This window comes from Myxococcaceae bacterium JPH2, from assembly GCA_016458225.1.
Lineage (GTDB): Bacteria > Myxococcota > Myxococcia > Myxococcales > Myxococcaceae > Citreicoccus.
In genome coordinates, this window is the sequence record JAEMGR010000003.1 from 65,432 (window position 1) to 87,070 (window position 21,639).

Annotated in this window: 19 protein-coding genes and 1 pseudogene; 9 read left to right on the plus strand and 11 right to left on the minus strand. The window is 70.9% G+C overall.

Annotation, left to right across the window (positions count from 1 at the left end; genetic code table 11):
* Window positions 1-162: 162 nt before the first annotated feature.
* Together JGU66_05015 and JGU66_05020 are read left to right on the plus strand one after the other, a co-directional pair.
* A pseudogene (locus JGU66_05015) lies at window positions 163-1,407 on the plus strand (serine/threonine protein kinase).
* Window positions 1,408-2,287: 880 nt separating this feature from the next.
* Window positions 2,288-2,779 carry a hypothetical protein gene (locus JGU66_05020; protein MBJ6760113.1) on the plus strand — a complete coding sequence of 164 codons (492 nt, stop codon included), beginning with the start codon at window positions 2,288-2,290 and terminating at the stop codon, window positions 2,777-2,779.
* 9 nt (window positions 2,780-2,788) lie between these two features.
* On the opposite strand, the gene JGU66_05025 is transcribed toward JGU66_05020, so the two are convergent.
* Window positions 2,789-3,565, minus strand: coding sequence for a transglycosylase domain-containing protein (locus JGU66_05025; GenBank protein ID MBJ6760114.1), 777 nt, complete (start codon window positions 3,563-3,565; stop codon window positions 2,789-2,791).
* A gap of 56 nt (window positions 3,566-3,621) precedes the next feature.
* Here JGU66_05025 and JGU66_05030 point away from each other — a divergent pair, with 56 nt between their 5' ends.
* A complete protein-coding gene (locus tag JGU66_05030) occupies window positions 3,622-4,314 on the plus strand; it encodes an NAD-binding oxidoreductase (GenBank protein ID MBJ6760115.1) in 693 nt (230 codons plus the stop codon).
* Here the strand turns inward: JGU66_05030 and JGU66_05035 are convergent.
* The 4 genes from JGU66_05035 to JGU66_05050 all read right to left on the minus strand — a co-directional run bounded on the left by JGU66_05035 (window position 4,308) and on the right by JGU66_05050 (window position 9,907).
* The gene (locus tag JGU66_05035) at window positions 4,308-5,933 is read right to left on the minus strand and encodes an aspartyl protease family protein (GenBank protein ID MBJ6760116.1); all 1,626 of its coding nucleotides are present in this window, start codon (window positions 5,931-5,933) and stop codon (window positions 4,308-4,310) included. The genes JGU66_05030 and JGU66_05035 overlap by 7 nt on opposite strands.
* The gene (locus JGU66_05040) at window positions 5,930-8,074 is read right to left on the minus strand and encodes a penicillin-binding protein activator (protein ID MBJ6760117.1); all 2,145 of its coding nucleotides are present in this window, start codon (window positions 8,072-8,074) and stop codon (window positions 5,930-5,932) included. The genes JGU66_05035 and JGU66_05040 overlap by 4 nt, the downstream gene beginning before the upstream one ends.
* A 168-nt stretch (window positions 8,075-8,242) precedes the next feature.
* Window positions 8,243-9,367 (minus strand): molecular chaperone DnaJ, encoded by a 1,125-nt coding sequence (dnaJ, locus tag JGU66_05045; protein MBJ6760118.1) that lies wholly within the window; start codon window positions 9,365-9,367, stop codon window positions 8,243-8,245.
* A gap of 99 nt (window positions 9,368-9,466) precedes the next feature.
* Complete coding sequence (locus tag JGU66_05050) at window positions 9,467-9,907, minus strand: hypothetical protein (GenBank protein MBJ6760119.1); 441 nt, start codon at window positions 9,905-9,907, stop codon at window positions 9,467-9,469.
* Between the two features lie 156 nt (window positions 9,908-10,063).
* Between JGU66_05050 and JGU66_05055 the strand changes: the two genes are divergently transcribed.
* Window positions 10,064-11,827 carry an ABC transporter ATP-binding protein gene (locus JGU66_05055; protein ID MBJ6760120.1) on the plus strand — a complete coding sequence of 588 codons (1,764 nt, stop codon included), beginning with the start codon at window positions 10,064-10,066 and terminating at the stop codon, window positions 11,825-11,827.
* Between the two features lie 65 nt (window positions 11,828-11,892).
* Window positions 11,893-12,273 (plus strand): hypothetical protein, encoded by a 381-nt coding sequence (locus JGU66_05060; protein MBJ6760121.1) that lies wholly within the window; start codon window positions 11,893-11,895, stop codon window positions 12,271-12,273.
* A 997-nt stretch (window positions 12,274-13,270) separates the two neighbouring features.
* On the opposite strand, the gene JGU66_05065 is transcribed toward JGU66_05060, so the two are convergent.
* Window positions 13,271-13,900 carry a hypothetical protein gene (locus tag JGU66_05065; protein MBJ6760122.1) on the minus strand — a complete coding sequence of 210 codons (630 nt, stop codon included), beginning with the start codon at window positions 13,898-13,900 and terminating at the stop codon, window positions 13,271-13,273.
* A 127-nt stretch (window positions 13,901-14,027) separates the two neighbouring features.
* Here JGU66_05065 and JGU66_05070 point away from each other — a divergent pair, with 127 nt between their 5' ends.
* The 4 genes from JGU66_05070 to JGU66_05085 all read left to right on the plus strand — a co-directional run bounded on the left by JGU66_05070 (window position 14,028) and on the right by JGU66_05085 (window position 16,310).
* Complete coding sequence (locus JGU66_05070; GenBank protein ID MBJ6760123.1) at window positions 14,028-14,264, plus strand: hypothetical protein; 237 nt, start codon at window positions 14,028-14,030, stop codon at window positions 14,262-14,264.
* A 16-nt stretch (window positions 14,265-14,280) separates the two neighbouring features.
* On the plus strand, window positions 14,281-15,045 hold the full coding sequence (locus JGU66_05075; protein ID MBJ6760124.1) for a hypothetical protein: 765 nt from the start codon (window positions 14,281-14,283) through the stop codon (window positions 15,043-15,045).
* A gap of 3 nt (window positions 15,046-15,048) precedes the next feature.
* A complete protein-coding gene (locus tag JGU66_05080; protein ID MBJ6760125.1) occupies window positions 15,049-15,603 on the plus strand; it encodes a hypothetical protein in 555 nt (184 codons plus the stop codon).
* Window positions 15,604-15,704: 101 nt separating this feature from the next.
* Window positions 15,705-16,310 carry an outer membrane beta-barrel protein gene (locus JGU66_05085; protein ID MBJ6760126.1) on the plus strand — a complete coding sequence of 202 codons (606 nt, stop codon included), beginning with the start codon at window positions 15,705-15,707 and terminating at the stop codon, window positions 16,308-16,310.
* A 12-nt stretch (window positions 16,311-16,322) separates the two neighbouring features.
* Here the strand turns inward: JGU66_05085 and JGU66_05090 are convergent, their stop codons facing one another.
* From JGU66_05090 to JGU66_05110, 5 genes are all read right to left on the minus strand, one after another.
* Window positions 16,323-17,390 (minus strand): hypothetical protein, encoded by a 1,068-nt coding sequence (locus JGU66_05090; protein MBJ6760127.1) that lies wholly within the window; start codon window positions 17,388-17,390, stop codon window positions 16,323-16,325.
* A 179-nt stretch (window positions 17,391-17,569) separates the two neighbouring features.
* Window positions 17,570-18,208, minus strand: a complete 639-nt coding sequence (locus JGU66_05095; GenBank protein MBJ6760128.1) for a hypothetical protein — start codon at window positions 18,206-18,208, stop codon at window positions 17,570-17,572.
* Between the two features lie 68 nt (window positions 18,209-18,276).
* A complete protein-coding gene (locus tag JGU66_05100) occupies window positions 18,277-19,230 on the minus strand; it encodes a hypothetical protein (GenBank protein MBJ6760129.1) in 954 nt (317 codons plus the stop codon).
* A gap of 3 nt (window positions 19,231-19,233) precedes the next feature.
* Complete coding sequence (locus tag JGU66_05105; protein ID MBJ6760130.1) at window positions 19,234-20,787, minus strand: pilus assembly protein; 1,554 nt, start codon at window positions 20,785-20,787, stop codon at window positions 19,234-19,236.
* On the minus strand, window positions 20,766-21,557 hold the full coding sequence (locus JGU66_05110) for a pilus assembly protein (GenBank protein ID MBJ6760131.1): 792 nt from the start codon (window positions 21,555-21,557) through the stop codon (window positions 20,766-20,768). The genes JGU66_05105 and JGU66_05110 overlap by 22 nt, the downstream gene beginning before the upstream one ends.
* Between the last annotated feature and the right edge of the window lie 82 nt (window positions 21,558-21,639).

A 21,639-nucleotide genomic window follows, 5' to 3' on the forward strand; every position in this document is an offset into this window, starting at 1 on the left:
GGACGCGCATCGCCTTCCGCCCAACACCCGACTGCCCCCGCCGACGGAGAACTGTTGGCTGGCGGGAAGACGGGCGACCGGGCCATGTCCGCTCGCGGGCCCTGACTCGCTCGGACGCGTCGCGTCTCGGGTATCCACCTGTTACCCTGCGTCTCGTCTGCGATGGCACCCGAGCTGATCTGCGAAACCTGCGGCCTCGCCGTCCCGTCCGACACCTCGGTGTGTCCGCGCGACGGAACGGTGGTGCTTGCCTCGTTCAGCGTGTCACCCTCCGCTGAGCCGACCGTGGTGGTGCGGCAGAGCGCATCGGAACCACCTCCCGTCCCCCCACCCGCCGAGCCTCCCCGCGACCCGCTCATCGGCATGAAGCTGGGCGAGTACGAGCTGCGCTCCCGCATCGGCGTGGGCGGCATGGGGCTGGTGTACGACGGCATCCAGCCGCTGATTGGCAAGCGCGTGGCGGTGAAGGTGCTGCGTCCGGAGCTGGCGCACTCGGCCGAGCAGGTGGCCCGGTTGCTCGCCGAGGCTCGCGCGGTCAACGCCATCCGTCACCGCGGCATCATCGACATCTTCGGCTTCGGCCAGGTGCCGGATGGGCGGCAGTACATCGTCATGGAGTTCCTGGACGGGCAGCCGCTGGACGCGGTGCTGGCGGAGAAGGGCCGGCTGCCCGTGCACGAGGCGCTCGCGCTGCTCGAGGAGGTCCTGGGCGGACTGGCCGCGGCGCACGGCGCGGGCGTGGTGCACCGCGACCTGAAGCCGAGCAACATCTTCCTGGTCCAGCAGCCGGACGGCTCGCGCTACGTGAAGCTGTTGGACTTCGGTCTCGCCAAGCGCGGCGAGGGCCCCACCGGCCGTACGGCGCAGACGCGCACGGACATGGTGGTGGGCACGCCCGAGTACATGGCGCCAGAGCAGGCGCGCGGCCAGGAAGTCGGGCCGATGACGGACCTGTACGCGATGGGCGTCGTCACCTTCGAGATGGTGACGGGCCGTCTACCGTTCGTGGGCAGCTCTCCGGTGGACCTGCTCATGAAGCACGTGGAGGCGCGCCCGCCGCGTCCGTCCGAGTTCGTCCCTGACCTACCGCCCGCGCTCGATGCCTTCGTGTTGCAGATGCTGACGAAGGACCCCGAGACACGTCCCAACTCGGCGGACACGCTGCGGCAGCAGCTCCAGCGCCTGCGGCGCACGCTGCGAGCGACGCGGACGAATCCCACCGCACCCGCGCCCACGGAGCCCGCGAGTGCGTCGACGCGCGCGGAGCTGGCGGACTCGCGACGACCCACCACGAACGTGCCCGCGCCGATGCCTCCGGAGCTGAGCACGCAAGAGGTCCGCGCGGTGGGGCGGAACACACTCGTGCGGCGGCTGCTGCCCGCGGGACTCGGCGCCACCGCGTTGCTGGCCGCCGTGGGCGTGGTCGCCTTCACGCGCGGCGCTGGAGAAGGAACAGCAGGCGCCACCGCGCAGACCGGCACGGCGATGGCTGGCGCGCAGACAGGTGCACCGACCGCCGCGGGTTCGCAGGCACAGCCGGGCATGGGCGCGGGGAGTGCGCAGCCAGGCACAGCAGCGCAGGCCGTCGGGGGTGCTCCTTCGGGCGCGCTGGCAGGCGGCGCTCAAGCCGGTGCACCGACGCAGGCCATGGGCGGTGTCGCTGTGGGTACTCAAGCGGGCGTCGGCGCAGGCAGCGCTCAAGCAGGCGCACCGACTCAGGCTGTGGGCGGTGTCGCCGCGGGTGCACAGACGGGCACTGCCGCAGGCAGTGCGCAAGCAGGCGCACCGACGCAGGCCGTGGGCGGTGTTCCTTCGGGCGCGCAGCCGGGCATTGCCGCAGGCAGCGCGCAATCCGGTGCACCGACACAAGCCGTGGGCGGTGTCCCATCGGGTGCTCAAGCAGGCATCGGCGCAGGCAGCGCTCAGACAGGTGCGGCGGCGAAAGTAGCGGGCGACATCCCAACGGGTGCACAGGCGACACTGGGCACGGGTCCGCAGGCGCAACCCATCACGGGAGCCAGCGCACCTCAGCGCGGAGTGAGCGCCGCGAGCGCCAAGCCGGGAGCCCCTTCGCAGAAGGAACTCTTCGCCCGCATCCGTCGCCTGGAGACGCGCATGAACGTCGTCTTCCCCATCGGGTCGCAAAGCGGCGACGGGGCTCGCAACTCGCTGGAGGGGCTGCGCCAGAAGACGAAGCTCGCGCAGGACGAAGGCAGCCGTCTCGACATCGCCAGCGCCCTGAACTCGTGGGAGCGGATGTTCCTCAAGAAGCGGTAGCCCTCGCTCCATGACCGAGCCGAACGGCGCGGAGTCGCCGGGACTCCTCGCGGTCGACCTGGGACTTCGCTCAGGACTCGCGCGCTATGGCCGAGAGGGTCGGCTGCGCTGGTATCGCTCGCAGAACTTCGCCACCCAGTCCCGCTTGAAGCGCGCGGTTCCTCAGGTGCTGCACGCCGCGGCACCGCTCGCGTGGCTCGTATTGGAGGGCGGTGGCCCCGTGGCCGAGGTCTGGGAGCGCGAGGCCCAGCGCCGCGCCCTGCCCGTGCTGCGCGTCTCCGCCGAGGACTGGCGCGCCCGGTTGCTCTACGCGCGTGAGCAGCGCAGCAGCGCGCTCGCCAAGGACGCGGCGGATGGGCTCGCCCGCCGCGTCATCGAGTGGTCCCACGCGGACCGGCCCACCTCGCTGCGCCATGACGCGGCGGAGGCCGTCTTGCTGGGACTGTGGGCCGTGCTCGAAGTGGGCTGGCTCGACCAACTGCCCACCGGCCTGCGCCGCTGAACGCGGACCCTACTTCGTCGTCAGGCAGGCCACCGGCTCGGCGATGGCATTGCGAGCGCGGTCCTCGCTGACGAGTTGCCAACCCGCGAGGTCACGCAGCAACAAGTCGCGGTTCTGCCGGATGAGCGTGGCGTTCTTGCACTGCTTCAGGTCGGTATAGAAGCCGTAGGGCGGCAGCGCGAGCTGAAGCTCCGCCAGCTCGGACAGCGACAGGTCCGCGAGCGGCTGACCGAAAATCTTCTGCGCCACGTCCTCCACGCCGACGATGCCGCGCTCGAAGCGGATGATGGCCAGGTCATAGGCGATGAGCTGGTCCTTCTGCAGGAAGCTGTGGAGCCGGTGCGCCGCCACCGCCAGCTCCAGGTTGTCCTTGATGCCGAGCGCCCGCGCGATGCGCACCGCCAGCAGGCGCTCGCACGCGCCATCCCCGGGCGGACGTGCGCCCAAGGCCACGCCCGCGAACAGGCGCCACGCCCAGGCCCGCCCGTCCTCGCGCGGGGTCTGGAAGTACGTGGGGCACTCCATCTGCCGGATGTAGAGCGCCACCAGGTCCTTCGGCAACCGCGAGAAGTCCGGCTTGGCGAACGTCAACGGCTTGTTGCCTCGGTCGACCAGCCCGACCGCGACGCTCATCCGCTCGTCCTCGATGCTGTGGCGCAGCTGCTTCTCGACGTCCGTCTCGTTCTCCAGCGGCGGCAGCTTGCTCGCCGTGTAGAGGTACGTCAGTGGCACCACCACGCCGGTCAACCCGACGAGGAACATGAGGATCCAGAACACGGTCTTCACAGACCCTAGGCTACCAGGGGCAGCACTCGGATGGCGCGCAGGTTAAAACTGGGCCCATGACCGACTGGCACCCGGCAGCCATCGCCGCCCGCTCGCCCGCCGCGGATGGCCTCACCGACCTCGTCCTCGACATTGGCGGTACCCCGCTCGTGGGCGCGCATGTCCGGCCCGGTCAGTACGTGCGGTTGCGGGTGCCCGACCACAAGGAGGGGCTCTTCGCCATCGCCTCTCCGCCCGACCCCCTCGGCACCCGCTGGGAGTTCCTCCTCAAGGGGGGCAGCCCCCTGGCCGACGCCCTCATCCACATTCCCGTGGGCACGCGGGTGGAGGCGTCCCGCCCCGAGGGCAAGGGCTTCCCGCTGGAGCAGGCCCGAGGGCGCGACGTGCTCCTGTTCGCCACGGGCTCGGGCATCTCCGCCATCCGCCCCCTCATCGCCAGCCTGCGCCAGGAGCGCGGCGCCTACGGTCGGGTGACGCTCTACTTCGGCGCGCGCACCCCCAGCGCCTTCGCCTACTCGGACGAGTTGCACGAGTGGGAGGCGGGCCACGTGCGCGTGGTGCGCACCGTGAGCCAGCCCGGGGTCAGCGGCTGGCAGGGCCTCACCGGCTACGTCCAGGCCCACCTGGGCGAGGAGCCCCTCCAGGACGCCATCGCCTTCGTCTGCGGACAGTCGGAGATGGTGCAGGGAGTCATGGCGCAGCTCCGGGAGCGAGGCGTCCCCCGGAGCGCCATCTTCCTCAACTACTGAGCCGCGACGGGCGGCTCGCGACGCTCCACGGTGGGCGCCACGTAGCGAACCCCCGTGAGCACCGCCGCGGGGTCACTCTCCTGATTGCCGGTGGCCTTCTGCGGCGTCCAGGCCGCCACGCCCAGCCACTGCCCATCCGGACTGAAGCGCACCCGCCGCACGGACCAGCCAAACGCCCGCTCGCCCAGCGGCGCGTCCTGGCCCTCCGCGAACAGGTACACGGACTTGTCCCAACCGCCCGAGGCCAGCGCGCGCCCATCCGGAGAGATGGCCGCCGTGGACACCACGCCGTGGTGGCGCTCCCACTTGCGGAGCACCTGCCCCGTCGCCGCGTCCACCAGCGCGCCCGCGTTCCACGGGCCGCGTGGCTCCTCGATGTTCTTGCGCTCGCGCTCGTAGACCGTGCGGGAGCGCTCCGCCTTCTCCTCGCTGAAGGCCACGCCCAAACGGGCACCGCGCGCGTCCACGGTGACGTCGTTGACGTGCCCCTCGTAGGAGAAGTCCGAGCGAGGCTCCAGCACCAGCGTGGCCACCGCGCCCGCGTCCGAAGGCGCCCCGCCCTTCAAGCTCAGGAGCGCCTCATCCGCCGCCTCGTCGAAGCTCACCTCCACCCGGTCGGTGAAGGGCGCGCCGAGGACACCCTGAAGTCCCTGCGGCACGCACGCGTCGCAGATGGCCACATCCACGTTGTCCACCGCCAGGGACTTGAAGCGCAGGGACTGGCCATGCGCCAGCCGCGCCACCGTCGTCCCCAGCGCGCCGGGCACCGAGAGGCTGTCGGTGAGCGCTGCCACGTTGATGCCCGCCGCGCCCGCCGCCGCCGTCGTCAGCAGCACCGCGGGAGCGCGCGCATCCAGCGCGAGCGCCACCGGGGCCTTGCCCTGGATGCTGCCCTGCACCACCGCGAAGCCGCCCTGCCGCACGAAGCGCGTGCGCGCATGGTCCGCCCGCACGCGCTGCTCGGACGAGCGGAACGCGCGCACGTGCTTGTCCCAGCCGCCCGTGTACAGCGTCCCGTCCAGCGCGAACGCGAGCGCGCTCACCGGGCCTGCGTGCGCGCGAAGCTCCGCGGCGAACGTCAGCTCCGGCACCGACACGACGGAGACGAGCCCTTGCGCGCTGCCCATCGCGAGCCATCGGCCGCTCGGGTGGAAGGCCACGGACACCAGCGGCTCCTCCGTGGTGAACACGCCCTGCACCTGGCCGTTGGTCGCGTCGAACACGCGCACCGAGCCGTCGCGGCTGACCGCGGCCACGCGCGCGCCGTTCGGCGAGAAGGCCACGCCCTCCACGTCCCACTGCTGCGCGTTGATGTCGGGGTCCGTCAACAGCCGAGGCTCTGGCGTCAGCGACCACACGGACAGGTTGTAGGCCTTGAGCCCCAGGCGCGAGTACGCGACCCGGCCACCCTCGGGCGAGAAGTCCAACGCCCAGATGAAGTCCTGGTTGTTGAGCACGGAGGTGTCACCCCCGAGTCCCGCCACCGGGCCCGCCAGATAGCCGCGCGGTGTCTCCATCAACCGCGCCAGCGTCTCGGGAGGAACCGAGGGCGCATGCGCGCAGCCCTGCGCCAACGCCAGCCCCGCGACGAGCGCGAGGCACCCCACGCCCGCCTTCATGTTCCCGAGCCTCCCGCCGCCGCCTTTTCCTTCTCCACGTTGATCTCGGTGACGCCCTTGTTGTCGATGGCGATGAGGAACAGCTGCTTCTGGGCCTCGCGCTTCTCGTTCATGGACGTCTTGCCGGTGGCGCCCTCGAAGTCCTTCAGGTTCGCCAGCGCCTGCCGCATGTCCGCGCGCGTCTGGGGCCGCTGCTTCTCGATGATGTTCCGCAGAATGCGCGCCGAGTCGTAACCGATCGCCTCCAGCAGGCCGGGGTCACGCCCGCCCTCGCGGTACGCCTCGCGGTAGTCCTTCACGAAGCGGCGCGTGGCCGGCCGCTGCGAGTCCACGAAGAAGCCATCCACGTACACCGAGCAGGTGACGAACTTGCCGCCGCGCTCCAGCAGCTCCGGCAGGCCCGAGCGCCCCTTCGGGCTGCTCCACTGGTTGGTGCCGAAGAGCGTCACCGTCTTCAGCTCCTTCTTCCCCGTCGTCTTGCGGATGCGCTCCAGGTCGCGGGGGTCACACGCGTTGGTGACGATGTCCTCCACCGCCAGCGCCGGCGCCACCAGGCTCACGCGGCGCCAGTCGTCCGGGATGAAGAGGCCCTCGAAGTCGATGATGGGCTCCACGCCGCTGCGCGCCTTCTCCATCGCCTTGCGGCGGCGGAACGCGTCCAGGTTCTCGCCCTGCACGTCGCGCACGGCCTCGGCGTAGTCGCTGCGGTCGTCCAGGTAGTAGCGGCCCACCAGCTTCTTGGCCTCGCTGGTGAACGTGGTCTGGTCGTGCGCGTAGTTCTCCGCGCCGCGCATCACCCCGCCGTGCTCCAGCACCTCGTCCCAGAACTCGTTGGCCAGCTCCACGCCGTACGGGATGTTCGGGTAGAGCACCGCGAAGCGCTTGTAGCCCTTCACGTTCATCGCGTAGTCCGCGATGGCGCGCGCCTGCGCGGAGTTGGTCAGCATGTTGCGGAAGACGTAGGGCCCGATGTCGGTGATGCCCTCCTGCCGGCTCATGGTGAGCAGCGGAACCTGAAGCTCCTCGGCGGCCAGCGCCGCGCGCTTGGTGTCCTCCGTCAACAGCGGCCCGAGCGCCGCGATGGCGCCGTCATCGAACGCGAGCTGCTCCATCGCCTGGCCCGTCTTGTTGACGTCGCCCTGCGTGTCCTTCACCACCAGCTCGATATCGCTGCCATGGAGCGCGAGCTGCACGCCGCGCAGCACCGCCTCGCCAATGGGCTGGTAGCGGCCCGTCATGGGCAAGAGCACCGCCACCGCCTTGGGCTTGGCCTCCACGCGCCGGGTCGCCCGAGCCAGCAGCTCGCGCGCCTGGGGTGCGAAGCTGCTGTTGGGCGCCTCGCGCAGGAAGCGCTGGAGCGTCTCCTCCAGCCGCGTCCAGTCGCGCAGGTGGTAGTAGATGCGCGCCAGCTTGAACGTCAGCACCGGCCACGCGGGATTGGACGGAGACAGCCCGTCCGCCACGCGCGCGATGTCCACGAAGTCCGCGCGGCCCTCCACCAACTGCTCCACCTTGGCCACCGCCTGGGCCTGGGCCTCGGCGCCCTGGGCCTCGCCGGCGTCCTTCACGGCCATGGTCAGCGCCTGCGAGTACAGGCCCGCGCCCTCGGCCGCGCGCGAGAGTTCCTTGAGGAGCTGCTCCTTCTCCGCGCCCTCCGCGCGCTCGGCCAGGCTGGAGAGCGTCTGGTACGCGTCGCGGTAGGCGCCCACCGCCATCGCGGAGAGGGCCAGCTTGTGCTTGGCGTCATCCGCGCGCGGATACAGCGGGTTCTCGAAGAGCAGCTCGTTGAAGGACTTGCGCGCGTTGACGTAGTCCCGCGACTCGTAGAACAGGACGCCCGCTTGATAGAGGGCCTCCTGGCTCGCGGTGGTGGCGGGGTACGCCTTGCGCACGGACAGGTAGGCCTCGGCGGCCTTGCGCTTGTCCGAGCTGGCCTGCGCGGTGGCCCGAGCCTGGGCGAGCGCCGCGTCCGCGGACGCGTCCTGCTTCGCCTCCAGGCTGGGCCGGGTGGGGAACGGCTCGCCCTCGGGGTTCTCGCCGCCCGTCCCGCCAGCGGTGCGGGTGGGTGCCTTGGGACAGGCGGACATCAGCAGGGCCAGCGCCAGGACGAGCGCGCGGCGCGAAGCAGAGAGGACTTCCATGGCGAGGTGCATAGCAGCGCGGGTGCGCCTCCGTCGACAACGGAGCAGGGGGAAGATTCCCCAGGGAAAACTCCCACCCTATTGCACCGCGCATGCCCTCGCGCACCGCCCTGAAGCGTGGCCGCGGGGCCACGCGAACGTGGCTCACCGCGCACGCCCCAGTGCTCGCTAGCCGAACAGCTCCTTCACCTTGGCGAAGAAGCTCTTGGACTGCGGGTGGCTCTCTTCGCCCGCCAGCTCCGCGAAGCGCTCCAGCAGCTCGCGCTGCTTCGAGGACAGCTCCGTGGGCGTCTCCACCACCACGCGCACGTGCTGGTCGCCCCGCTGCTGGCTGTGCAGATGCGGGATGCCCTTGCCGCGCAGGCGGAACACCTTGCCGGACTGCGTGCCCGCGGGGATGGTCATCTTCACCTTCCCGTCGAGCGTGGGCACGTCGATCTTCGCGCCGAGCGCCGCATGCGTGAACGAGATGGGCACCTCGCAGAAGACCTCGTACTCCTCGCGCTGGAAGAGCGGGTGCTCGCGGACGATGACCGTCACGTACAGGTCGCCGGGAGGCCCGCCTCGGTCTCCAGGCTCGCCCATGCCCGCCAGGCGCACGCGCGTGCCGTTGTCCACGCCGCCCGGGATGGCCACCTCGATGACCTCGTCCGAGGGAATCTTGCCCGAGCCACGGCAGCGCGCGCACGGGTCCTGGATGGTGGTGCCCGCGCCGCCGCAGTCACCGCACGGACGCGACACGGCGAAGAAACCCTGCGTGTAGCGCAGCTCGCCGCTGCCGCCGCACGAGGCGCACGTCCGAGCCCCCGCGCCGCTCTTGCTGCCCGAGCCCGAGCACGTGTCGCACTTCTTGGGCCGGGGGATGGTGACCTTGGGCTTGCAGCCGAAGGCCGCCTCCTCGAAGGAGATCTCCAGGTTGTAGCGCAGGTCCGCGCCCCGGCTCGTCTGCCGCCGGCCGCCAGCGCCGCGCGCGCCCCCGAAGATGTCTCCGAAGATTTCCCCGAAGATGTCGTTGATGTTGACGCCCTGGAAGCCGCCGCCCGCGCCCTCGAACGGGTTGCCGGCGTGGCCGAAGCGGTCGTACTTCGCGCGCCGCTCCGCGTCGCTCAGGACCTCGTAGGCCTCGGAGGCTTCCTTGAACTTGTCCTCGGCGTCCTTGTTCCCCGGGTTGCGATCCGGGTGGTACTGCAGCGCGACCTTGCGGAACGCGCTCTTGAGTTCCTGCGCCGACACGGTCTTCTGGACGCCCAGGACCTCGTAGTAGTCGCGCTTCTGCCCCGCGGCCGCTGCCATTCCGTCAAACCCCTGGAAATTGCTGGTGTTTTCCTACTGCGTACAAATCCGAATCACTATAACGCAGCGAAACGCACCAGCAATCCAGGGGTGTTGGCCCTAGACGGTCCAGACGCGATTGACCGTGAGCTCCATGCGGGCCAGCCGACGCTTGAGCGCCGGGTCGACGGGGCCATGGGCGGCCCATTTGGGGACCACGAAGTGCAGCTCGGCGTTGTAGAGCTTCGCGGCACTGGCCAGCAGGCTCCAGCGGTTCTCCGCCAACGGGTCGTCCACCAGCTCCGGTGTGACGATCTCCAGGATGATGGGCGTATGGGCGGAGTCGGATTGGCGACAGGTGAAATCCGGCCGATGGTCCTCGATGGTCCCGGACAGGATGGGCGGAGGCATGAAGCCCGGCAGACGGGCCTTGATGTCCGTGTAGCCAATGGTCCGGAAGTACTCGGCCATCAGCCACAGCAGGCGACGACGGTCCTCCTCCTCCACCACCGGTTCGCAGCCCGGATTGAACAGGGCCTCTTTCTCGTTGTTGGTCTCCATGGCTCCCGGAAACCTGTCCGCCGGGCCCACGGGGAGCAACGAACGGCCCTGCGGGCTGCGTCCGCATGGCCGCACGGCAGCCGACGGACACGGGGCCAGGATGACCCTTTGGCTTGGACGTCCTCGTCGCATCGGTGACAGAGTGCGCGCCCACCCGTGGCTCCCCGTCCTTCCGCGCATGTCTATCGCCGGCTGCTCGGCTACCTGCGGCCCTATCGCGGGCTGCTGGTGGCGGGGACCTCGGCGTCGCTCGTGGCCGCCGTCGCCACCTCGGGTTACGCCTGGCTGGTGGGCCCCCTGCTGCGCGCGGTGCTGACCGGCGCGCCTGTCACGGTGGCGGGCGTGGCGCTCCCCATGGACGCGCTGCTCAAGCGACTTCCTTTGCTGGTGGTGGCGGTGGCCCTGGTGAAGTCCACGGCGCAGTTCCTCCAAGGAGGACTGATGCAGCGGCTGGGCCAGCGCGTCATGGCGGACCTGCGCGGCTTCCTCTACGAGAGCCTGCTCGCCCAGCCGCCCGCGTTCTTCGAGCGCCGGCACTCGGGGGAGCTGGTGGCGCGCTTCACCGCGGACGTGCCGCTGGTGGAGTTCTCCGTCACGCAGGCGCTCACGTCGTACGTGCGAGACGGGCTGCAAATCCTCGCCCTGCTGACGACGTGCTTCCTCATCGACGGGAAACTGTTTCTCTTCACCTTCGTGGTGGTGCCGCTGACGGTGCTGCCCATCAACCGCTTCGCCCGCTCGCTGAAGAAGGTCGTCACGCGCACGCAGGCGAGCCTGGGGGCGCTCACCGCCATCACCGCCGAGCAGCTCCAGAACCTGCCGGTGGTGCAGGCATACGGCACCGTGCCCCGCGCGCTCACCCGCTTCGACGCCGAGGCGGACGAGTACCTGTCCGAGATGCGCCGCTCGCTCTTCATCCGCGGCGCGGTGAGCCCCACGGTGGAGCTGCTGGGCATCGTGGGCGTGGCGGTGGCGGTGGCCTGGGGCGCGCGCGCGGTGGCGGTGGATCCAGGGCTGGCGGGGCGCTTGCTGTCCTTCATGGCCGCGGCGCTGCTCTTGTACCAGCCGGTGAAGTCGCTGAGCGGCACGCTGTCGCAGGTGCTCACGGGGCTCGCCGCCGCCGAGCGCCTCTTCTCTCTCGCGGATGAGCCCGCGCCACCGGACGTGGGCGCCGAGGCCGCGCCGCTCTCCCGCGCGCTCGAGCTTGAGGGCGTGCGGGCCACCTACGCGGATGGACGCGAGGCGCTGCGAGGTGTGGACCTGACGGTGCCCGCGGGCGCGCGCGTGGCGCTGGTGGGTGCCTCGGGGGCGGGCAAGACGACGCTGTTCTCCGTGCTGCTGGGCTTCCTCTCGCCGAGCGGCGGCGCGGTGCGCTGGGATGGACAGTCCTTGGCGGAGCTGAAGCCCTCCAGCGTGCGCGCGCAGCTCGCGTGGGTGCCGCAGGAGCCCGTGCTCTTCTCCGGCACCGTGCGCCACAACCTGCGGCTGGGCCGCCCCGAGGCCACGGACGAGGCGCTGTGGGAGGCCCTGCGGTTGGCGCACGCGGAGGACTTCGTGCGCCAGCTCCCCGGCGGACTGGACGAGCCCGTAGGTGAGCGCGGCGGACGGCTGTCCGGTGGACAGCGACAGCGGTTGGCCCTGGCGCGCGCCTTCCTCTGCCGGCCCTCGGTGCTGCTGTTGGATGAGCCCACCAGCGCGCTGGATGCGGCGAGCGAGGCCGCCGTGAGCGAGGGGCTCGCCGCGCTCATGAAGGGCCGCACCGTGCTCGTCATCGCGCACCGGCTGTCCACCGTGCGCGACGCGGACCTCATCGCGGTGATGGAGGCGGGTCGCATCGTCGAGGCGGGCACGCACGAGGAGCTGCTCGCCCGTCGAGGCCGCTACGCGCGGTTGCTCGGCGAAGGCGCCGTCGCCGCCTGAGCCTCCTCGCGGCGCCCGTGCTTGCGCGTGCATCCGTGCTCTGCCACCGTGACGGGCCCACGCTCATGCCGTCGCCTCGGGAGCCCCTGTCCCTCAACGCGCTGCTGCTGGTGCCCGCCCTCGCGCTCGCGGGCCTGGCGTGTGTGGCCGTGGCCGCGCAGCACTTCGCCCTCGCTACCGCCACCACCCTCACGCTCGCGCTCGTCCCGCTCGTGTTCCGGCTGTGGACGCGCACCTGGTATCGCGGCCTCGTCCTGCGCGGCCTGGGCCTCTTCGTCGCCGGGATGAACGCGCCCATCCTCGTGGGCGGCGTCATCGCCTACGGCCGCCTGGGGTGCGAAGGCCCCGAGTGCGGACGCATCCTCCTCGTGGGCATCCTCCTCGCCCCCGTCGTCGGCACCCTCTGCTCCGTCGTGTATTGGCTGGTGGGTCGTCCCCCAGTCTGAATTCACAGCTTTAGCAGGAGAGACTACTATTGCCGGAAATGCTTGTTCCGGCCCGTCCTCGCCTCACCCCAGGTCTGCTCGGCGCGGCGACCCTGCCCGCCATCGTGGCCTTGTCCTGCCTCGTCCTTCCGCAGCTCCTGGGCGATGCCGGGGGGCTGTCGGGCGTCGTGAGGGCGGCAGGTCCTTTCGCGGCGCTGGTGGCGCTGACGCTGCTGGTGACGGTGCCGCTGCTGACGTTGATGCTCGCCTATACGGGCCTGGGGCGCCCGGTGCCGCTGGCGGTGATGGTGGGCGTGGCCACGCTGCCGTGGATGCTGGGGCTGCTGGGGACAGAAGTGCAGTTGGAGGCGGCCTGGGGGGAGCCGCCGTCGATGGAGCTGATGGACGCGGGTGGGCTGTTGCCTTCGGGCACCGCGGCGGCCATGGCACCTCGACTGTTGGGGGCGTGGACCAGCGCGATGTTGCTGGGCGCGCTCGCGGTGGGACTCGCGCTGGCGCGGCTGGCTCCCGCGTGCGCGAGAGAGCATGGCGCGCGGCCGGGGACACGAGGCGTGCTGTTACTGGGCAGCGCGCTGTCCGCCGTGCTCGCGTGCGTGGCGCTGGTGGGCGCGATGGAGGCGCACCACCTGTTCGCCCTGCTCAACCGGCTCGGGCACGGGCCGAGCCTGGAGCTGCCCGAGCGCCTGGACGACGTGGCCTCGCTGCATGCCGCGCGCTGGACGTGCATCGCGCTGTTGGCGGTGCTCGCGTTCGCGATGGGGGCGCGGCGCGCGAGGGAACGTCGACCGCACGCGCTGGAGTGGATGGGCGGTTTGGTCCTCACCGGGGCGCTGGCGGGCCTGCTCGTCCTGGACGCGCATCCGCCGAGCGCGACAGGCCATGGCGAGCGCCCATCACCGCTGGCGCCCGCGCAGCACGCCTCCGGGTGGGGCGTGGACATGCGGCGGCTCTTGGGACAGCGGAGCCTGGCGCCCCGCCCCGCGCCGCGGCAGGTCCATCAGAGAAGCCAGAAGAGCAGGACCACGGTCAACGCGGTGGCCACGCCAAAGACGGCGAGCATCACCAGCCCTTCCGAGTGGCGCACCACCGGCGGCAGCACCTCGTTGGGCAACGACTGACCGAAGCGCAGCGGCTCCGCGGGGCGCTCGGCCTCGACCACGGGCGGCTCGGGCGCCACCGCGACGGGCTTCGCGCGCGTGGCGTCGATGCGCGCCAGCTCCAGGCCCTCGCGAGCGAGCGCCAGCACGCGCTGGATGTGGAGGATGTAACGGTCCTGTCCTTCGTATGAGGACAGCGCGCTCGCGACCTCCAGCACGCGCCCGGGCACCAGCTCCACGTCCGTCTGGACCACCGAGGACGCGGGGCCTCCTGGAGCACCCTCGCCCCGCTCGACGCGGCCGGTGCGCACGCCTTCGCCGCTGGCCCACACGCAGTGGTCCTCCAGCAGCGTGAGTTCCTGGCGCTGCACGCGCCCGTCGCGATCCACGAGGGACAGCAGCTCCGCGCCCGCCGCGCCCAGGTGCCAGACGGTGCGCAGCCCGTTCTCGCCGGGCGGTCCCTCCACCGCGCGAACTCCGTACAGGGCCTGCATCGCGCGCTTCCGAGTCTCTTGCGAGGGGTCTGACATGAAGGGCGCCAGACTAGGAGCGCGCGCGTGGAAACGGAAGACAACCGGACGCTCGTCCGCCCGACCGCGGACGCCACGCCCGACGCTGCACAGCTTGAAGTGTCTTGGCCCCGACTGGAGGTCTTCCATGGCCATCGAGATTCCCGATTCGCCGCTCGACACACCGTTCAGCGTCCCGCCCTGGCCTCGCACCGAGGTCACGGACGAGCCTCCTCGCCTGCCGGGCTTCGACCCGCGCTACCCGGACGTGAGCTGGGATGGCGAGGCCCAACATGGGGGTGGCCACGTGCCCGAAGACTTCGCCTGGACCGGCAATCCGAAGGAACACCAGGATGAGTTGATGGGCGAGTGGCCCGCCCATTGATACGGTCCGCGCGCCCATGAGCCGCAGCCGCGACCGAGGAACCGAGTTCACCCGTCAGTTCGAGGGACCGCAGACGCTGGATGGATTGCTGGACCTCGCAGGCAGCCCCTGCGACACCACCGAGGTGCTCACGCGCATGCGCGAGGCGCACGCGAAGGGACGGACGCACAGCGACGTCATCCCCACGCTCTTCCCCGAGGAGCCGCGCTTCCCCTCTCCCGAGCTGGCGCGGCGCCTGTACCAGAACCTGCTGGGCCTCTGGGACCTGGTGGAAGAAGGCGCCGCCATCCGACTGGAGGACGAGGGGCCGCGTGCCCCCCGGCCGAAGAAGGAACGGCGCGCGGCGCCCGCGCCCTTCCATCCGGGCGAGCCCTCCAGCGAATTCGTGGAGGCCGCCTGGCGTTATCTGGAAGACGACGAGAAGGCGCGCACACGGCTCTTGCACGCGTTCGAGAACCGGCAGGATGGCTTGCTGGGCGCGCTTGACGCCGCGGGGCTCACGGACGAAGGATACGGCGTCGCCCGCCACCTGCTCTTCGAGCTGCACGCCATGCTGGAGCTGGGCTGCCCGCCGGGGCCTGGGTTCGTGGATCCGGCGGCGCTGGAGAAGGATTCGGACGCTCCGCCCGTGCCCGTCAGCCTCCAGGCATACGCGGACGAAGCGCTGTTCGAGGCGGAGCAAGACGAGGAGCAGCCCCTGTCCCCCGAGGAACTGGAGCGGTTGCGTCCCCTCGTCCGGCGAGGACTGGCGGCGCTGTGGCAAGCCCGCAAGGGGAGATGAAGGATGGCGAAGGACGACAACGACGGTGGTGGCTTCAGCGGCAAGCGCAACAAGAGCTGGCGCGAGCTGGATGCCCAACGCGGCAAGAGCCGCTACCACTCCCGCCAGGACGACCCGGCGCAGCAGAAGATTGAGCGCAGCGCCAGCTACCAGAAATACAAGACGGCGGCGGACGCGCTCTTCACGGGCGGCGAGTTGCCCGAGGGGCTCGCCAAGACGTTCGACCCCGACGGCAAGCGCAAGGCCCAGAAGCAGGCGATGATGAAGGTCCAGGAGTCCGAGACGCGCGCCGCGTGGGTGGCGGCCGTGGTGGACTACCTGGAGAAGTATCCGGACCTGCCCGACGACGCGTACTTCCTCGACAGCCTCCTGGACCACCCGCGCGAGCGCATCGTGGACAAGGCGCTGGCGAAGCTGGAGGCGCTCCAGGAAGAGGGCAAGCTCAAGGCGAAGGTGCCGCAGAGCCTGGAGCAGCGCTTGAAGTCCGTGGAGCTGACGGGCTCCGACCCGGACACCCAGGGCCGAGCCAAGGCGCTGCGCGAGAAGCTGCGCACCTGACGCCGCGCGCGGCCCGCCTGGGGCCCGCTCGCTCGGAGGTTGTCCCCTCGGCACCGCTGCTCCACCTTCCTTCGCGGGGTGAACACGCCAAGGGGGCAGGCATGAGGGCGGGCATCGGACTGGGGCTGTGTGTCGCGCTGCTGGCGGGCGAGGCGCTGGGCGCGTCGCCAGGCGCCTCGGCCCGGAACGCCGGCTACATCGACTGGAGAGGGCCCTACTTCCTCTTCGGCGCCGGAGTGGAGGGCTACACCGGAAAGCTGGCCCCCAACCTCAACCCCGGGCTCACCTACGGCGTGCTCGTGGGCTACCGCGCCACGAACCTGCTGGGCGTGGAGGTGGGCTACAGCGGCGGCATCAACGACGTGCAGGGCTCGCGCGGCAACGGCGGCCCGGACATCGTGCGCAACGGCGCGCAGGCCGCGTTCACCGTGGCCATCACCTCCACGCGGCTCCAGCCCTTCGGCTACGCGGGCATCGGCGTGGAGCGCTACTCCGTGCGCCACGGCTTCTCGTTCCAGTTCATCGACGACACGGGCGGCTACGCGCCCCTCGGTGCCGGCCTGCGCTACCAGCTCACTCCGTCACTCACCGCCGAGTTTCGCGGCGGCTTCAGCTTCCTGTTCGGCCAGGACTTCGCCTTGGTCCCTGGACAGGAGGCGCTGGACGGGCGCTACCACGCGCTGTTGCAACTGGGTGGCAGCTACTGACGCCCGCGCGCCTCACCAGATGTAGCGGAGGATGAGCTGCGCATAGGTGAGCGTGGGCTTGTCGGATTCCTGGTCGCGGCCCTCGGCCCCGAGGCCCTGAAGGGGCTCGGCGGACAGCGTGGCCACCGCGCCCAGGCCCACCTGGAGGCTGGGGCGCCCGGTGTAATAGAGCCCCAGGGCCATCGTGCTCAGGCCGAGCGTGCGGTCCTTGCGGACCAGTTCCTGCTGCGAGCCCGTGCGCAGGGCGTACTCGCCCATGAGGCCCACGGGGACGTGCACCACGGGCTGGAAGTCCACGGCGGCGGCGAGCGCCAGGTCCACGCGCACCGCGTGCGTCACCTGGTCGGAGCGAACGCCCAACGACACATCGAAGGGCTTCCGCTTCTGCCACGCGTACTCGGCGCTGGCGGAGGCCTGCAGCGAGAACCACGTGCCGAGCGCCTGCGCCACGAAGAAGCCACCGCCCGCCGTCTTCTCGGTCTTGGGCAACAACAAGAGCTGGCTCAGGTTGCCGTCGACCACCGAGCCCACGGTGGGCTGAGGCGAGTTCACGATGGCGTCCACCAAGGGCAGCATCTGGATGCCGCGCTCGTTGCTGAGACCGAAGTGGCCTCGGACAGAGAGCTGGGTGCCGGTCTCCTCGACGCGCAGCACGCGCCCCACCACGCCCAGCTCGCCGAGCAACTCGAACGATGCGCCGCTCGCGAGCAGCGACGCGGCATTCACGCCGCTGACCACATTGGCCCGAGCAAAGCCCGTCAGGCCCAGCCACGGCGTCACGCGCAGGCCCAGGTCGAGCGTCTGCTGGAAACCCGTCAGCGTGACGTCAAAGGCGCCGAGCTGTCCGGCGGGGAGCTGCGGCACCGAATAGCGCGCCACTCCCTCGCGGATGCCCACGTGCGTGGTGACGAAGGCGGTCTGCTGGAGGATGGGGAAGATGAAGGTCTGTCCGCCAAGGCGCCGCGTGGCGGCCTGTTCACATTCCTGCGACTGCCCTTCGGCTTCGGCGGCGGCGGGCGCGGTGGCCACTCCCGGAGCCGCGTTGAGCAGCCACAACAACCCCAATGTCGTCAGCGTCATGTCCGCGAACGTGGGGAAGCCACCCCGTTGCGACCATCACCCTTGGGACTCGGGGCCGCGTCCAACACTGCTCACCCCGGTGCTCGCGAACCCCGAGCGCGGCCTCGATTCAGCCGCGTCACGGCACCGCGCTCGGCGTTGCGTCTCGGCGTGGGTGCGGCAACGTCACCGCATCGCGACTACCGGGCGCGGCCTCGATACACCAGCACCACCGCTCGAAGTCCGCCGGCGCCGGGCTGGTGCACCACGCGCAGCTCTTCGTTCGCGCGCGTGTACAGGCCGGCTTCGTCTCCGCGCTTCCAACCCGCGGCGGGGAGCGCGCGCGCGTAGAACGCATCCACCTGCTCACCACTGAGCGCGACGTGGAACGCGAGGGTTCGCGAACCCTCCCCGCCCACTCGCAGCACCTCGCGAGCGTCGGGAGGAAGCGGCGCGAAGTCAGGGGAGGCGTCGGGCGCGCGGCGCAGCACGTGGTTCGCCTCGCCCAGGTACACGAGCGTGGTGCCATCGGGTTGCGCCTGGAGGATGGCCGTGTACGTGATGCCCCGAGGCATGTCCGCCGCGGTGAGCATGGCGGCATTGCGCGCGAGCTGCGGCTGCTCACGTCCAGAAGGAACGAAGAGCCCCGCTGCGAGGAACGCGTCCGCGAGCTTCTGCACCACCTCGGCGGGAGACTCCTTCACCCGCACCGCTCGCAGCGCCACCGGCAGGCCCGCGGCCTCGACGATTTCGCTCGACTCGACATGGGACAACACCCGGAACGAGGGCCAGGCGAAGCGCGGAGGCTCGCTGCCGCCGTCCTGCTGCGCACGGGCCACTTGCGACAGCAGTCCCACGAAGCACGCCAGGAGCCACGCCGCGAAGCGCGCGCTGTCGCGCCGAGCGCTCACCGCGGCACACCGCCCAGCCAACTGTTCTCCCGAGGTACGTCGTAGCGAGGACCGCCCGGCGGCACGTGGAAGGGCGTGACCTCCCAACGTGACTGGCCCCCCGCGTGCGTGGGGCCGATGTTCTCCTCGTAGCCGTCCTCCTCGCCGCGGTAGCTCATGAAGAACTGGTCCTCGTTGACGCCGGGCGCGCCCACGACCGCCGCCAGCGCGCTGCCCGCCCCACCGCCACCACCGTTGGCGCGGTACACGCGCTCCGTCCACTGGTAGTAGTCCGCGTTGGCGCAGCGGCTGGCACCGTTGATGTTGAGCGCGCAGGAGCGTCCCTCGGCCACGCCCGCCAAGCCCCAGTCATCCAGCAGGAGCGAGAAGCGTCCCGGGCACGCGCCACCCTTCGCGCGTCCCGCGGCGCACACGGTGAAGGCGTTGGCCGCCTTGCGCTGCGTCTCCTTGAACGGTGGCTCCAGGAACTTCCCGATGCGCGAGGCGCTCAGCCCCGAGGACGCCGTGCACGTCATGCCCGGCGACACCACGTTCATGGCCTGAGCGAGCGCCGAGCCTCCCCCTGCGTCATTGGGGGTGATGCCTCGCAGGCCGTTGGGCAGGCCCGCCTCGCACTTCACCTGGATGGGCGTGGCGCGGGCGATGGCTTGCTGGAGCGTGACGGCGCCGGCGCCCTTGCTCTCGCGTCCGTCGAAGTCCTGGTAGCGCCGCGAGGCCTCGGCTTCGGCGAGCGACACGGCGTTGTCGCGCTGCCACTCGTTGGACTCGGGCGAGTGCTGCACGTGGGCCGTGGCGTCCCACAGCGCGAAGTTGGCCGCCTCTTGGACCTTCAGCGTGATGGCGCCCACCTCCGCGAAGTAGATGCCGAACAGGAGGATGGTGACGAACACCATCAGCCCCAGCGACGTCTCCACCAGCGATTGCCCGCGTCGGGCCGCGTGCGTGCGCATGGCTCAGTACCTTCCGCCGCGCCGACTGCCGCCCCGGTAGCCCGCGGCGTCCAACTGACGCAGGGCCGCGGCGTGGTCGGTGAAGCCCGCGGTGGAGAGGCTCTCCGCGGGCTTGTCGTCGTCGGAGCCCTCGGCGCTCACCAGCGTGGCGCGCCAGAAGGGGTTGAGGAAGTTGGGCGGCTCGCGCCAACCGCCCCCCGCCGAAGCGGGCCGGGGCCGGTGGTAGTAGGCGATGCCCGCCGCGAGGGCCACCTGGTTGCGCGGCACCTCTTCGCGGCCCGTGGGCTGGATGCGGCCCAGTGGGCTCGCGTTGTCGAACTCGGTGTCGCTCTGCTCGGTGAAGTGGAAGCGGAAGTAGAGGTTCCAGGGGTCCGGGTGCTTGCGGCGCGAGTCGCTCGCGTAGTCGCGGAACAGGATGGAGTACAGCTTGGGCTGCCCGTACTGGTTGCCCCCGCCCGCTCCGAGCGCCGTGGTGTTGTAGCCCATGGCGAACGGCCAGATGCCCGGGCACACCACGCAGGTGCCCAGCGTGTGGCGGTCCCCCATCTCCTCCGCGTTCTCGGGCTGCTGGCCCGGAGGCGCGCGCGCGCCGTACACGTGCTGGTCCTCGCGCGTCTGGCGCTCGTCGGACATCACCCACGCGCCCGTCACCGGCACCACCGGCGGCTTGGGCGGGTTGATGCAACGCGTGGGGATCACCACGGTCGCGTGGTCATGGCCCCACGAGTTGCGTCCCGACACCGTGCCGTAGCGAGATGGATCCATGCCAGCCGGGCTGTTGTAGTGCCGGAAGGCCGCGGACGAAGCCGCGTTGCCCGAGCCGAACCCCGCCGAGCCGCCCGCGCGGTTGTGCACCCACGTCCACCCCAGGCTGCCCATGGTCGCGTGCAGCGAGGGCCGCGTGCTGCCACCGGCCGGACACACCGCGCCAGAAACAGCGCCACAGCCGCCACCGGGCGACGTGCCGGTCTTCTGGCCCTGCATGACCTCGGACTCCTCGGGCACGGGGCCGTCGCCGTTGACCTCCATCAGGCTCTTGGCGGCGCCCTCGGCCGGGGCCTGCAGCTCCGCGTTCGCCTCGCGGGCGATGCGCGCGGCCAGCTTCTGAGCTCCCAACTGCTCGGTGAGCAGCTTCGAGTAGAGCGTCAGCGAGGCGCTGTAGAGCGAGCCCGCTTGGCCTTGGAGCGCGCGCGTCTGGGCGGCGGCGGCCTTGTCCGCCGCGAACCACGCGGCCTCGAGCACGTCACCCGGGCACGCGACCTGGTGCGCCGCGTACACCTGGCCGCTCTTGCTGATCATGGCCTGCGTGCCGGCCATCGCCACCATGTGCGCGACCTGGGCGCGGTTCATCACCGCGATGGCGTTGAAGGTGCGCGCCACCGACACGGCCTCGCTGTACGCGGCCGCGTCCGCCGCCATCTGGATTTCGACGCGCTCCTTGGCGCGCATGCCGAAGCCCAGCGTCATCAGCACCATCAACGCCATGAGGAGCAGCGTCAGCGCGAAGAGCACCAGCGCTTGTCCCCGACGGAGCCTCAGAATCCGGTGACCGGGCATGCGCCCCCCCGCTGGAAGTAGTCCGCCATGGCGGGCGTCATCATCCGCATGGAGGCGTTGACCTGGATGGGGAAGACGAAATGGCCGCTGTCGCTCCAGGCCACCATCCGCTGTCCCAAGTCGCCGCCGGGCCAGTCATCCGGGCCGAGCGTGAGCGGCTCGTCGCCCCACCAGTCCGACTGCTTCTGCACGGGCATGAGGGGATTGGCCGCCGTGTAGCGCTTGAGGTGGAAGTGAGCCAGGAACATGCGGCTCATCACCCAGTTCGCGAACGGGATGCGCATGTAGTACCAGGCCACCATGCGGATCTCGAGCGTGCGCGCGCGCACCTCGGCTCGCGAATCCGTGGGCGCGTCGAACATCAGGTCCTCGCCCGAGTCGAGCCCTCGCACCCAGTCCGCGTCCGGCGACTCGCGGACGATTTCGATCATCGGCCCCTGGAAGTCCTCGCCGTAGGAGCTGCGCACGTCGTAGCGGTTGTCCCGTCGGCGCTCGAAGGCCTTGGCCAGCCGCGCGCCCGAGTCCGTGCGCGCCACCGTGGGCAGCATCGTCACCATCGCCGCGTGCATCATGGGGCGGCAGTCCCCGTGGTTCAGGCTCCCCGCGCGCACGGCCCGGTAGGCCGCCACCTGCGCGAGGATGCGCCCCTGCAACATCATGAAGAGCTGCAGCGTGCCCAGCAGGAGGAACACGACCAGCGGCAGGCTCAGGGCTGCTTCCACGGCCGCCTGGCCGGATTGCTTCGCGGTCTGTGCAGCCTGACCAGCCATAGGATTGGGGAGAGCATCCAGGAGCGGGGGGAGACGGACACTCCAGCTCGCAGATTCTCGACAATCGAGGAATCAGTCAAAT